A 14877-nucleotide genomic window follows, 5' to 3' on the forward strand; every position below is an offset into this window, starting at 1 on the left:
GTTGAAGTTAATCTCGTAAATTATGAACCTATAAACTCAACACTTGGTATAATATCTTCAAATAAGAAAAATTTATCGAAAACTGAAAAACATAATCAATTTTTTAAAACCAGAAATTAGTTCATATTAAAAACCAAAGAAGGCAGCTTTTCAAAAGAGAAACGTTACCTTTTTTATTTTATTGATATATTTTTAATTTTATTTTAAAATACCTATTCTTCTTAAAAATACAAGTGCAACCTAGCAAAAATCTGCTAGTCACTTTTGTTTGGAAGATAGGAGTACACTTCTAGATCAATTTCTTAAAATAGATTCAAACTTAACCATCGATTTGGTAATAATTTAAAGCTCATTTCTTGAATATGATTCATTTAAAAAAAGCCTGTCCTCATATATAGAGAACAGACCTTTCGATCGCATTCAATATGTGTTAAAAGACTTAGCAGAAATTTACGGACCACAAGTTTACTCAGAATTCGTATCAGGAGCTTCCATAAACTGGAGTCAAAATCCCTATTCTTGTGGTGCTTTCACAGCTTTTGAACCTGGGCAAGAAACAGAATTATACCCATACATTGCTATACCAGAGGGCAGAGTCCACTTCGCTGGTGAACACACAACAAATACTCACGGTTGGATGCAAGGAGCGATTGAATCGGGCATTCGAGTTGCCCATGAGGTGAATGCGCTACCATAAATGAATAAAGACCATGCATTCAAGAAATTTATAACTGTTCAAAATCCAATAAACAAGCCAGTGTATAGGCTTGTTTTTACTTTTATTATATTCCTTATAATTTATTTTTTAGCTCCAACATGGTCGTAATCGACGATTACAGGTAACTGATTTGTGTATGTATCATCAAACCCCTGTTTAATGAGCGAAGTGATGTTGAACAATTCCTTAGCCATAAATCCGGAAACAACATTATCGAACACCTTGTCAGGATATATGTATACTTGTCCATCAGGCGTAGTTTCCGTATAAAACAATGATAAACATCATCGTCATTAAAAATGACAACAACATAGTTGTTAACAATAACATATATTTTATTTTATATATTATCATTGTTTTTACCTACAGAAAAAATTGCATTTCCAGTAGAAACATTAACAAAAGAGGCAAAAATAAAAATATAATTTGTATAATTATATTAATAATCTCTGACATAAAAGGAAGAAATTTAATAAAAAAATTTGAAAAAGAGGTAGATAAAAACTTGTCAGAAGGAATGGTTGATACTCCTTTAATTAATGAAGACAAGCTTTTTTCGATCTATTGATTCTAACTTAAATATTAAGTAGTCTCCCCCGGTAAGTGCACACCCTTTCTTTTCATGAGCATTCTTCATTTCTCTGTTACCTATTGGGCATTAAGGACTTTGATTTGTAGTGCAAGTGCAAATTAATCCCGTATCACCTTACCTTTTATTAAGTTAGTGCCCCATAGGTGAAAATTTGCCGCTTCCTTCCTTACTATTCCCTATCAACACGGACACCTATGCCTTATTAGGCTAACAACTACAACTGATTAAGACCCGCACACTAGAGATTATGTATAAGTTAAGCCCACACGTTGAAAAAGCAGTGGAAATTAATTCCACTGCTTTTCTATATTCTTTCTTGCATTAATCAAGTCGCTTTCGCTCCAGTGGGGTCTCAGCCTTCCCGCATCTCCCAAAGGAGTCGAGTACTTTATGCTCCAATCGACTTATTCAGTAAAAATAATATACATTAATTTATCTTTAGAATAACAATCTCATACAAAATATCCTTTTTTTATCAACTTGTACCCCAAAAACGATTGATTCTTGACTTAATAATAAAAGTAGTTTGTTAGATTATTGAAAAAAAGTCCCAAAATTTCATCAAGAAATTCACTGTTATTTTACCAAAAATCTTACGCTATCAAGGAAGTTCATATATTTATCAATAAAGAACATTTGTATTCACTTTTTAGTATACATTATGAATTTAGTTCTTCCCTTAATTTCGATATATAGTCTAATATCATTATTGAACAATCCTTTTTACTAGACATAATCCATACATATTGAAGATTTACAGCATCGTAATCTATAATATCCAGTAATATAACATCATCACTCAAATTGTAATTAACTCCGTTGAAAGCAGGTACAAATGACACACCTAGGTTTTCTTCGACTGCTTTTTTCAATGTATCAGTATTTGTAGTGGTAAATAACTCATTCATTACGCCAAACTCCGTATAGAAAAGTTTTTTAAACCAATGAATGAATTCTCCATCATAAGTAATCAGGGTTTCGTTTATGATTTGTTGTGGTGTAACAAATGTTTTTTCTGCTAATGGGGAGTTTTTATTTACCATTAATTTCATTTTCGCTTCAAATAAATTTTGATAAACTAGACGATCATTATTTTCTAGTAAATGTTTAATAAATGGTAGAACACCGATATCACTTCGTTCTTCCAAAATATCTTCAATAATATCTTGTCCTGGCTTTTGAAAAATCTCGATATTGATTTTAGGATAGTCATCTTTAATAGCTGAAATTGGGCTTAAAAGTACGGCAAAAAAACCTGGCGTGGTAGATATTTTTAGCTTTCCATTCACATTATTATTAATTAAATGTGCTTTTTCGATTAATTCTTCATATTTACTAAATAGCTCTTTCACAATCTTAACAATCTCTACTCCCTCATCCGTAAGAATTGCACCATTACCTTTGGATCGTTCGAACAATTTTAAGCCTAATTTCTTTTCGATACTAATAATCGATTGACTAATAGCGGACTGACTCACAAAAAGATTTTGTGAAGCAATCCTGAAGGAACCTGTTTTGGCGACTTCTACAAGATATACTAATTTTTCGATATTCATAATCTTCTCCTTCTAACAACGGTATTAGTATACTACAAACTATATTTTCTAAATTATATTTTTTAAAGTATTTTAAATATAGTGAAAAGCCTGTTCTCAAGTATTGAGAACAGACTTACAGTGTGAAAACAAATTCCGAAAAAATAATTTTCAGAGCTTTCTATTATTGTAATCCTAATTGACTCTTAACTGATTCTAAAGTTGAACCTTTATACTTCTTAACTGCTTTCGATAGTGCTACAATCCACGGGTTTTATATTAGATAATTCTTTTAAACAATGCAAGGTCTTTTGCGTCAGCTGTTTCTTCAAAGTTAATATCAGCACTACGCTTATTTGTACCCCAATATGTTTGGATAGCCAGTGCATCCGTTACGTCGATTACAATATCTTTATTAACGTATCCTGCAGTAGCTGATACTATCGTATCTGAACTTGCTGTATAGTAACCTCCATATGGTCCCTTCAAGCGTACCATAATTATTCTCATAAATATTATCGTTTGTATAAGTAGTAAAGTGTCCAGGAATGTCTTGAATAATTGTATAATCTACTATCTACTTTAGATGGTTCAATACCTAACATATCAAACTGGCCATTTTTATTAAAGCTATTTGTTTTTACTTCTTTTCCATTATGATCTACAATCGTGATTGTTGGAGAAGTCATAGAGTAATCTTTACTATAATCAAATTGACCTTGCACATTTAAAATGCTTCTCCTCCTATCGTTCCTTTAATTTCTGTTTGAGTTTTTAAAAATGGAATAACCTGAACAACAGAAGCTGCCCAGGTTACCAATTAAATCAATCTAAACCTAATTCTACGATGATGCTTTCTAACGTTTGACCTTTGTACGTTTTCTCAGCTTTTGGATTTGCATTTGGATTTGTTGGGTTACCAAGTCCGTAGTTGTTGTACACATAAGCAAAGTCATTTACGTCAACTGTTCCGTCGAAGTTAATATCTGCACTACGATTATTTGTTCCCCAATATGTTTGGATAGCCAGTGCGTCCATTATGTCGATTACGTTGTCGTTGTTTACGTCACCACCGGTTGCTGTGTAAACATCCCTACCGATGTAACCAGCTACTCCATACTCTTCACCATCTAAAGTTTGGTACATACCATGGAAGCTAGTGTACGTTTTAAAGTGACCAGGAACATCGAATACGATTGACATGTCATCATGAGTAAGTGGTAATCCATTTACTACATATTGACCATTCTTTGCGATTGCACCATCGTATCTCTTTCCGTCTTTATCTTGAACGAACGCCTTCATTCCAGTTAAAGTATAATCTCTACCTACAGTTTCATCGAACTTTCCATTCTTGAATAAGCCTTGAGCATATACATAACCACCTAAAGAAGAGAACTTCGGTAAAATAACAATTGTCGGGAATGTACCCCATGGTCTTGTTACAACACCGTCAATGCTTGTAATTTTTGTAGAAGAAAGGGATAAAGTTGAACCATTAATAGGTTTTTGAATATCTTGAATTTTAACTGCTACATCAACCATTGGGATGTCGCCTGTTACTTCTTTAGAACCATCAAACGTAACTGTTGCAACTACTGTAACGACTGGACCATTAACAGTATTAGAAGTAGTTGTTGTTGTTGTTAAAACTCCACCTAAAGCCTCAGCTGCAGGATTTAACTTAATACTTTCAAAGTTTGTATCAAGTGTATTTGCCGAAAAAGTATAAACAGCCGATTTTACTTTTGTTACATTATAAGCAGTTAGTGTAGAAGATCTTGTATCTCCAACATGTGTAATCATTTGTTTGTGTCTAAGTGGACCTTGTGGATCACCATATACATATGAATAATTGTCTTCAACAAGGTAGTACGTTTCTTGAGCGTTTGCATTCGTTCCTTGGTCACCACCAACAAATAGTACTTGTGTAATTGGTGAATTTGCTTGTACTGCAACACTGTCTGACCCGTTTCCATTTTCATCTAATTTTAGTTTTCCGTTGATTGAGTTGCTGTTCCAAGCATACGGGATACCAACTGTACCTTGATTAATATTGATACCAACTGCTTTCATTTGATCGACCATTTGGTCATGAAGAGAAGCTGTAACCGGAATTGACGTTATACCTTTCTTGTATTCAACGAAAGGACTTCTTCCGTTTTCACCTTGTACTTTTATTTCAAACTTATCAGGAGCAGTGTTATCAATGAATAAATCTTGTGCATTAACAAATTCTTTACCATCGTCATTTACACCAACAAGTTTTAATTTGTAATGTCCTTCTCTTGGTAACGTTGCAACTTTGCTGGTAGTTTTGTGTTCTTTATCAGTAAACGGATAGATAGCTCCTACGAACGGCTGGAAGAAATTTGTTTTACCTTCTTCATAACCCATTCCATCAAACCTATTCGCGATACCTAAATCTTCACCTGTTTTTGCATCAGAAAGGACTACGTATAAAGATCTCATGTGAGAATTTAACGTCATTGTTGCTCCTAAAGCTGGTTGCATAATCGGACTTGCTAATTGATTTCGGTCATTTGTGATTGAGTTGCGAGAAAGAGTAAAGTCTTTAATTCCTTCTTCCACAAAATGCACTCCGAATGGAACACGATATGTTTCAGATGGATCATCTTGGTTTGTATAAGTTACATATCCTTCGTAAATACCTTTTTCAGCTGTCGTTGGAATTGAAAGGTCTACTTTTCTTGTCACATTACTATTTACAGGAACCTTAACAGTTTTGTCTGTAGTAACTGTTACTCCATTCTTTTCTGCATCCTTTGAGCCTCTTACGTTTGTTTGATAAGAAACTTTCACATCAAACGTTTTAGAGTTAGAACCGTTGTTCTCAAATGTTAAAGAACGAGATTCAACTAAATCCTTACCAGTGAAAGCTACGTTACCAAAACTTAGAGCGCTTGTAATTTCTTTGATATCATTTGTTTCTCCATTATCAACAACTGGTGTTGTATCTTTCACCTTAATCTCAATTGAAGAATGTAATGCTTGGAAAGGATCAACTCGTCCTGCACCCACTTCATATACAGAGTATGCCTTGCTTAATGGGTCAGCTGTATTCATTAAGATTGCTTTGATATCTTCTGGTTGTAAATTGTGGTTAGCTTGTTTTAATAATGCTGCAACACCTGCTACAAACGGAGTCGCCATTGATGTTCCTGACATATGATCATAAGCATGATTGTAATCAGTTGGATTATTCGGGCTATGAATGAATCCAGGAACAGTTGATAACACGCTAACACCTGGTGCTGTAACTTCTGGTTTGATATCATAATTTACTCGAGATGGTCCGCGTGAACTGAATGATGCTAACTCATCACCTTTTGTTGTGATTGAACTTAAATCACTAAAAGAGAATGTTGTTTTGCCGCTTGCGATTTGTTGTTTTAGTGCAAGACCATCTGCCAATGTTAAATTAAACGAAGGGATGAAATCTTCACCTTCTGCTAAATAGAAAGGCATTAAACCATCAACGTTGTTGTAAATGATTACTCCAGCAGCGCCACGGTTTTTCGCTTGTAAAATCTTATCGTTAATTGAATTTGCACCACGTTGAATGAATGCGATTTTTCCATCTATTCGAGTGTTTACACCAAAATAATTAAAAGATTGTCCTAATCCAACATTTACAATTGGGTATGATTTTGTTAGTAAATCTGAAATTTTATCATCAAATCCTCTTGCTAATAATTGCATGTTATAGCTCACACCATCATCATTACCTTTGATTGTTGGAATGATTGTTGGAACATCACTTGCACCAACCGTTAATGGTAAAGCAGCATTTCCAGGATTTCCAACCGTGTACATTGCATCTCCAGAGTTACCTGCAGCAACGATAGATGTTACACCACTTAGTACTGCATAGTTAAGTGCCATACTTTGAGGCGTTAATGGATCATTATAAGGTGCACCTAGAGATAGGTTGATTACATCCATGCCATCTGTAACTGCTCGATCAATCCCAGCGATGATTGCATCCAGTGAACCACCACCACCTGGTCCAAGTACACGATAAGAATAGATATCAGCATCAGGAGCAACACCTGTAGTTGAAAGGTTACTGTCAGCCTTTCCTCGACCTGCAATTGTACCAGCTACGTGAGTACCATGTTCAGTGTAGTATGGTTCAGCACCACCATTAATACTTGGCTTTCCGGCTTTTACCCAATCCTCATAAGTTGTTTCCATTGGATCATTATCATTGTCAACGAAATCATAACCGCCTTTGTAAGCGTCTTTTAAATCTGGGTGATTGTAGTCAATCCCTGTATCAAGGATACCTACTTTAATGCCTTTACCTGTGAAACCTTCTTTGTGTAATTGGTCAATTTTAAGGTAAGAACGTTCTGCTGCCATTCCATGGGTATCTGCTTCAGTTGAAGTAGTTTGTGAATCAGATGTTTTAGGCTCATCTAACTGTACAGTTTGGTTACTGTAGATTGCTTTAACTGCTCCTGATTGTACTAATTCTTGTAGTTTATTAGCAGGAACTTGTAGTGATACTCCATTGAATGCAGTTTTGAATGAACGTTTTACTTTGTACGTTCCATTTTTTACAGTATTCTCTAAATCAGTTTGAAATGTTGCATGATCATCATCTACATTGCTTTGTGCTTCTGTAGAAGATAGATTTTGTCCATTTACAGCTGCTTCAAGTAAAGCAACTTTCTTCGGTTTGTTCTTGAATTCTACGATAACTGATACAGTTTTTGAACTATCTAAGTCTACGTCGTCCGATAAATGAAGTCCTCGTGCATTGAACTTGTCAATGTTCTTAAGAGCTTGACGTTGTTCTGCAGTTAGATTCAATTCGCTTTCTACGTTAGTGTTAAGATTTGCTACAGCTTCATCTAATTTTGTTGGGCTTTGTGCAAATACGTTAACCATTTGTGCCTGTGAAAATACGATACTAGCAGTTAGTGCGCTTACTAGTAATTTAGTTTGCTTTTTTTTCATCTTCTTCCCCATTTATCCAGTCCCCCTGCAAACAATATATAATATTTTGATAGAATTCGATCAGGCTTCATTTCATAATTAATTTTAGCTGAAATTAACAGAACCCATAATCTATCAGATTTCGACTAAATTCTATCTCCTTCCCCATTTGCTATATTCAGTATACTTAATCAGAATTTTCTATTAAAGTTAGAAATATTAATCACTCAATAAGATATTCTTATACCCTCAAAAAAAAACAACATAATATTCTTAAATAATTTTTAATCCCTATCAATACATACTTAATAATCTTCTTAACTTTCTGCATTCTTAATAGCTTACAACCTAATTCGTGTCGAAAAAATGCATTTAACTTCCATTTGAATTAATTTACTAATTTCCCTGTATTTACCATAATAAACAAAAAAAGGCATATCCCTTTACGGGAAATGCCTAAACACAAAATAAATCAATTTCTAATTTCCAAGACGTTGTTTTTAAACTGTACAATTTTCTATTAATAATTAGTAAGGGTAAGTACTACATAATAAAATGAACTGAAGGGGATGAAGATCAAAGTGAAGAAATTGTAGAAAATTTTCAAATTTAGTACTTTTAGGTGCTACTAGCTTCTATACCAATTACCTGCATACTCCATTTTAAAGTTGTAAAAACCTGGTAATAATTCTGTTGCACTTTTACATGCTTCTTATGCACCAGCTTCTCTATTCCAGAAATTACCGCTCCAGTATACTATCTCCAACTCGTATTCCAGTATTGAACATATTCTCCATTAAAGAAAACTTTCATTATACCTGTTTGGAAAATAACCTCTGATGTTTCTGCTTGTTCTTATTTGAGAACAAAAATTCGAAAATCACCCCTTTAAATTTCCTAATCGTAGGAATTTCACATAAAAAAACAATCTTCCTTACTTATTTACTATATGATAAATAAATAAGGATAGAAAATTGTAAAATATTGACTTCAGTTAAAAGAAGATTTTAGACAATGTATGCTTTTTAAACAATTATTTTTTGTACTATATGAACTTATACAAAAACACACATATAACAAATATAAAAATCCATATCATCCATTCTTTATCAATCGATTTATTCTTTGGTACAACTATTCTAGAATTGACTTTTCGTGATGACTTACGCATATGAGTTCCTCCAGGTAAAAGTTAAAATCGAGTATGATTGTAATATTTTCAAGTTAGCAAAGTTTATTGGTGATACTAGGTATTTGTAAAAAAATGGAGAGTGCTTTTAGTTATAATAATAGATGGATATTTTTGCTCAGTTCAAAGAAATTAGTTACTAATGTGAAACTGAAATAAAAAAAAGTACTTCAAGTTGTTTTATTCTCCTGCAAATAATATACAATATTTATTTTGATAGAATTCGATCAGGCTTCATTTCATAATTAATTCTAGCTGAAATTAACTGAACCCATAATCTATCAGATTTCGACTAAATTCTATCTCCTTCCCCATTTGCTATATTCAGTATACTTAATTAGAATTTTCTAATAAAGTTAGAAATATTGCACACTCAATAAGAAATCCTTATATCCCTAAAAAAAAATAACATAATATTCTTAAATAATACCCCCTTTATGGAAAATGCCTAAACACAAAATAAATCAATTTCTGTAGATAAGGCTTTTATTGCCTTTTTTTTGCCTACATTTTAAAAAGATTTACAAAAGTATTGCCATTTTTTTGCCTATATTTTAAAAAGATTTACATAAATCTACTCATATATTTACATCCCCTCTCTACAATTGACATGTCAGATTATTTTAAATTGGAGGAAAAATAAATGAAATCTAACATGTTAAAAAAAGTAGTAGTGGGAACTTCATTAACTTTGGCGATGTCACTTTCTGTAAAAAGTACATATCTCCCATTTAATGTTTTATCCAACAGTAGTATGTCGTCCGTTGCGTTTGCTAGTGAAGGAACAGTTCTTGACATTAATTTTGACAACAATGTAGAGGATAGCTCTTCAAGTACTATAACTCCTCAAATCTAAGGCAATCCAGGATATGTTCAAGGACGAATTGATCAAGCAATTAAATTTACATCAAAAGGACAATATGTAGACCTGGGCAATCGTGACGATTTACGTTTCGGAGAGACCACGGATTTTTCTGTTGCCTTCTGGGTTAAATCAGACAATATTCAAGGAGACCCTGCTATCATTTCAAATAAGAGTTGGAATTCTGGAAGCAATACAGGTTGGAATTTAGCGTTGAACAGTTCAAAACAACTTGATTGGAACTTCAAGACATCCGGAAGCGATCGGAAAGATTATAATATGGAAAATGTAGCTGATAATCAATGGCATTTCATTGTTGTAACGCATGATCGTGATGGAAGTGCACGCTTTTATAAAGATGGTAGCTTAGTTCATTCTATAGATATTTCTGGAATGAAAGGAACTCTTGATACCTCTTTTACGACGAAAATCGGACAAGATGGTACAGGAAATTATGGTTCTACTCTTACTGCCGCAGTGGATAACCTTAAAATCTATCGAAATGTTTTGAGTGAATCGGAAGTCCGCGCCATGTATGATAGTGCACCTCCACTTCAAGCGACATCAGTAGAATCAATTTCTTTGGATCAGACTGAACTCAATCTGAAGGCAGGAGCACCTATGCCACTGACAGCAACGGTTTCTCCATCAGATGCGACGGTAAAAGATGTAGAATGGATCTCTAGTAATGAATCAGTAGCAAAAATCGAAATGCTTAACGACCGTCCTACTATCATTGCAGTGAAGGCGGGCGAAGCAACGATTACGGCCAAAACGGGCGATGGTGGTAAAACAGCTACAGCTAACGTACATGTATCCAACTCCATTGACGTGTCGGGAGATGGGTTGTTAACTGATAATGATCTAAAACTCATTCTGAAAAACAAAAATAGTCGTGAAGGTGACAAACGTTGGAAGCATGCGCAAATAGCGGATATTAACAATGATAAAAAAGTGGATCGCCTAGATGTGCAAATGATAAAAGATAAGCTGGCTCCTTACAAGAAAGATTTTCTTTACAAGCGTGTAGTATTCATCGGAATAGATGGAGCAGGAAACGGGGTAAAAGATCCACAAGCAAATGCAATAAATATAAAGGCGCTAATGAGTGAAGGCGCTGGAACATATGAAGCAAAAGCAATGATGCCGACGATTAGCGGGCAAAACTGGGGATCCATGCTCCATGGAGTTGTACCTTCAAAACATGGTCTGAACAACGACAATGTAGGTAATCCTTACCCTGAAAAAAATCCTTATCCATCTTATATGAAACTACTAAAACAAGAGCGTCCTATGCTTAATCAAGCTTCCTTTACTACGTGGTCACCAATCAACAAAGGAATTATTGAAGATTCTGCAGGTGCTTATAAAGTAAATGGTGGGAACGATAATAATACGACACAAAAAGCAGTGGACTACATCAAAGCAGAAGGTAAAAACAGTCGTAATATATTTGTTCATTTGGATGAAGTGGATGGCGCAGGTCACAACTATGGCTATGGCAGCCCGAGATGGTATGAGGCATTACAAAAAGCGGATCAGCATGTTGGGCAAATTGTCCAAACTTTAGAAGAAGAAGGACTGATGAAAGATACTCTAATTATCATCACAGCGGATCATGGAGGGAAAGGTTATGGTCATGGTGGTTCCTCCCCAGAAGAGCAGACCATTTTCTGGACTGCTAAAGGAAAGTCTATAAAGCCTGGCACCGTATTGTCTGATGTAGAAAATATAGATACTGCTGCCGTCGTTGCTCATGCGCTACGTCTAGATATCCCAGAAAATTGGGATGCACAACTTCCTACGGGACTGTTTCAACTCAAAAAATAGGAAAGTAAAAAACAGGTACATTTTTCATTATTAAGAAAAATGTACCTGTTTTCATTATTAAGAAAAATGTATCTGTTTTCATGAATTCTCCTTTTATTCCCTTTCATAAAGAAATTAATTATATTTTTTAAATCAAGACGACTAGTAGGACTGTCTGCTTTATTGTATTAAACTCTCTTGTTCGCCTAATAAGTCTTACTCCTTATTTACCTTCTGGAGGAACGATTCTTATATTATCGTTCATGATGGTTTTTTCGACGTGGAAAACGTTTTTCTAAAACGTCAATTTCTATAAACTCAACAAAAGTTTCCTCAGAAAGATTTATTGATATTTCCAAGAATAGCAATCTCCTTTCCTGTTCATAATGAGAATAAAAAAAGTTGGTGTTACTTTATGGTTATCATGGCTGATAAAGACTTTGACAATCGTTTAGAAGAAAGTATTGAAAAAGGAAAAAAACTGTAATTGATATAGCAATCCCATATATTTTTATCTTACCGTATCGAATTTAAATGGATACTATCTATTTATTCGGTGCGCTTTTCATTTGATCGATTTTGAAAAATTTTTAAATGTTTTAAATTAATATAACTTCCATAACGTACTAATTCGTTACCAAATTTACACTTTCCTTTATTGAGCATTCCACTGGCCTTCTAACTATTTTTAGTACCTTCAAGATTAAGCCCTTCTCTCCGTTCGGTCTGGAAGTTATATTTTTCATTCGTAACTCATTTCAAAATAATAACTTAACTTTCTTTACGTCCTGACTTCATTCAACTTTTTAGCATTTACTTATTCTTTTTATTTTTAATGTTCTTGACTCTGATAGACAAACTCTCGAAAATCGGAATAAGATCCATCCTTTTCCTTTTTCCTAACAATTTTTAAAATTCTCCTCTTATCTCTGGGTCGGTCGGTTTCTTTCTCTAGAAGAACCTCTCCCCTACTAAATACTGAGTAATTGTAAGTAATAATTAGTAATTCTTACTCTTTGAAATTAAAATTTTTCCTCTTAAAAAATAATTTTAAGTAATTACTCATTCAAAATCTCCAATTTTTAATCAAACGTTTGTTTAATTATGATCTTAATCTACTTTTGGATTTTCTTCTCAAAAATGATGCTTTAGCAGCCCCAGCAGGTTCGATGCCTGCTGGATAATGAACTCTACTCCCCATGCAAAAAACACCCTCCTTGATGTGTATGATTAGTTTTCTTTTAACTAATACGATACAGGGGGTGTTTTTCCTTGTCTAACTATTTTGGGTCACTTCAACCACCTATCCTTATTATCGGATGGGCTTTTTGGTGTGTCTAGTATAAGGGGATAATACTAGAGTGCGAGCTTTTTTAAAGTATGATTCCAACTGGAAGTCAACCAGCGACTCCTCCCCTGTCAAATGCAGCGTATGAGGATTATTCAGTATTACTGAATATTTTAGGTCAATTAAGTCCATTAAATCAAGTAGTCAATGCAATTTTATACACTACTAGTCTCATATTTCTATTATTTCTAGTAAGTCTGTGCAATTTTTTAATTGTCTTCATTTATTCTTATGTGGATATGTATGTTTACTATTAATTAACTTTTTCAAATCACCTCGGAATAAAGCGTCTTTCATTTCTTTTGGACGAAACGGGATAAAAGGCGCTAAATATGGAACTCCAAGTGATTTAAGAGATGCCATATAAACAATCATAATCACTGTTCCAACTATCAACCCTGTTAGACCAAAAAAATAACCTAAAAATAGAAATACAGTTCGAATTGTCAACGCTGTACCGTATAGTCCACCTGCTGCAATGGCTATGCTTGCTAAGAAATTAACTCCTACTATAATTAATGTTATTGGATGAATCAATTTCGCAGTTACAGCAGTTTGTCCGACAACAATTGCTCCAATTAGTGAGACGATAATAACGGTTGACTTTGGTATTCGTAAGGAGGCTTCTACAAGTAATTGGAACAACAGCGCTACGAAAAAGATCTCCACCAGAATCGGAAAAACGGTATCTGATTTTTTGAAAAATGGATCTGCAAATTTGTGAGGAACCCAGTTATGATGAAAGCGTACCATCGTCACATAGAGACCCAACAACATAATTGACAGAAACCAGCTTAAAAAACGGACCAATCTGTTTGCGTATCTACCTGATTTTGTATAGTATTCATCCGGTTGTTGAAAATAATGAAGAAATAAAGTGGGTACGATGATCGAATAAGGGGTCCCATTGATTATTATGGCAACTCTACCTTCAAATAACGCTGAAACTACCACACTAGGACGCTCACACGTAAAGGCAAGTGGAAATAGTGTCTTTTTCCCTTCTAATGCATCCTCAATGACTCGTGACTCCATTAAATAAGTTACATCAATTTCTTTTATTTTTTGTCTCGCTTCTTCTAAAACTTTTTCATCGACATACCCCTCCATATAGAGAATCGCTACATCTGTCTTTGTCTCTTTTCCAACTTGTATATTTTCGACACTAAGCTTATGCGTTTGAGATATATTACGAATCATATTAATATTCACCTTCAGATCTTCAGTGAATCCAATCAATGGACCCTTTACAGCCCTTTGTGTATCTGGTTCAGTCACTGATCTCTTTTGCCAATCTGAAGAATCTGCTAAAATGCCCTCTTTAAAACCATCAATAAGGACAAGTGTTTTACCCTTAGATAAACCGGTCAAGATTTCATCAAAAGTTGTTACAGAACTAACATCCATGATTGATAAATTACGGAATATTAGCGATTCAATACTTTCGATTTTATGTATACGTAACAATGGTGAGAGAATATTTTCCTGTATATTTTGGGTATTCGTAATTCCATCGATATAGATAATAGCAGCATCCCGATCAATGTCATCATAGATTGTCAGTGATCGTATTTTCAAATCAGTTGTAATATGAAGTTGCTCTTTCAAATGAATAAGGTTTTTATTTAAACTAACCGATAAAGTAGTTTGTTCGATGTTATTCACTTATAATCTCCTTCCACTTTTTTGTTTAGTGTGTCCTTAGTCCTTAATATTATTTCGTTTCAATCCAAGTAAATATTCTAATCTGACAAAAAAAGAGAATCCGATTAATGGATTCTCCTAAATAAATTGCAATGCATAATATTCATTACAAAAAATGGAATTAACAGAAAACAAAGAAAAATCTCAAACCCTTG

8 protein-coding genes and 1 pseudogene are annotated in these 14877 nt (G+C 34.0%); 3 read left to right on the forward strand and 6 right to left on the reverse strand.

Going from position 1 to position 14877, the window contains the following annotated elements:
• Window positions 1-412: 412 nt before the first annotated feature.
• Window positions 413-697: pseudogene (locus tag CN514_RS04930) on the forward strand (flavin monoamine oxidase family protein); the annotation flags it as partial.
• Window positions 698-798: 101 nt separating this feature from the next.
• On the opposite strand, the gene CN514_RS04935 reads toward CN514_RS04930, so the two are convergent.
• The 5 genes from CN514_RS04935 to CN514_RS04955 form a co-directional block, all read right to left on the reverse strand.
• Entirely contained in the window at window positions 799-993 is a 195-nt protein-coding gene (locus tag CN514_RS04935; RefSeq protein ID WP_098231641.1) for a hypothetical protein, read from the reverse strand.
• 976 nt (window positions 994-1969) lie between these two features.
• Window positions 1970-2866 carry a LysR family transcriptional regulator gene (locus CN514_RS04940; RefSeq protein WP_098231642.1) on the reverse strand — a complete coding sequence of 299 codons (897 nt, stop codon included), beginning with the start codon at window positions 2864-2866 and terminating at the stop codon, window positions 1970-1972.
• 258 nt (window positions 2867-3124) lie between these two features.
• On the reverse strand, window positions 3125-3343 hold the full coding sequence (locus CN514_RS04945) for a dockerin type I domain-containing protein (RefSeq protein WP_098231643.1): 219 nt from the start codon (window positions 3341-3343) through the stop codon (window positions 3125-3127).
• 17 nt (window positions 3344-3360) lie between these two features.
• Window positions 3361-3570 carry a hypothetical protein gene (locus tag CN514_RS04950; RefSeq protein WP_098231644.1) on the reverse strand — a complete coding sequence of 70 codons (210 nt, stop codon included), beginning with the start codon at window positions 3568-3570 and terminating at the stop codon, window positions 3361-3363.
• A 100-nt stretch (window positions 3571-3670) separates the two neighbouring features.
• A complete protein-coding gene (locus tag CN514_RS04955; protein WP_098231645.1) occupies window positions 3671-7843 on the reverse strand; it encodes a S8 family serine peptidase in 4173 nt (1390 codons plus the stop codon).
• Between the two features lie 1799 nt (window positions 7844-9642).
• Between CN514_RS04955 and CN514_RS26375 the strand changes: the two genes are divergently transcribed.
• Both CN514_RS26375 and CN514_RS04960 read left to right on the forward strand, forming a co-directional pair.
• Window positions 9643-9855: a hypothetical protein gene (locus CN514_RS26375; protein ID WP_286141572.1), complete on the forward strand. Its 213-nt coding sequence runs from the start codon at window positions 9643-9645 to the stop codon at window positions 9853-9855.
• Window positions 9856-9894: 39 nt separating this feature from the next.
• The gene (locus CN514_RS04960) at window positions 9895-11691 is read left to right on the forward strand and encodes an alkaline phosphatase family protein (protein WP_286141573.1); all 1797 of its coding nucleotides are present in this window, start codon (window positions 9895-9897) and stop codon (window positions 11689-11691) included.
• Between the two features lie 1546 nt (window positions 11692-13237).
• Here CN514_RS04960 and CN514_RS04965 read toward each other — a convergent pair.
• Window positions 13238-14683 carry a spore germination protein gene (locus CN514_RS04965; protein WP_098231646.1) on the reverse strand — a complete coding sequence of 482 codons (1446 nt, stop codon included), beginning with the start codon at window positions 14681-14683 and terminating at the stop codon, window positions 13238-13240.
• Window positions 14684-14877: the final 194 nt, after the last annotated feature.

Origin of the sequence: Bacillus sp. AFS001701 (assembly GCF_002559405.1) — a bacterium.
In the GTDB taxonomy this organism is placed as follows: Bacteria; Bacillota; Bacilli; order Bacillales; family Bacillaceae_G; genus Gottfriedia.

Coding starts and splice junctions, on each gene's coding strand:
- CN514_RS04955 (WP_098231645.1), bottom strand. CDS start 7,843: ATGGGGAAGAAGATGAAAAAAAAGCAAACTAAATTACTAGTAAGCGCA.
- CN514_RS04945 (WP_098231643.1), bottom strand. CDS start 3,343: ATGGTACGCTTGAAGGGACCATATGGAGGTTACTATACAGCAAGTTCA.
- CN514_RS04940 (WP_098231642.1), bottom strand. CDS start 2,866: ATGAATATCGAAAAATTAGTATATCTTGTAGAAGTCGCCAAAACAGGT.
- CN514_RS26375 (WP_286141572.1), top strand. CDS start 9,643: ATGAAATCTAACATGTTAAAAAAAGTAGTAGTGGGAACTTCATTAACT.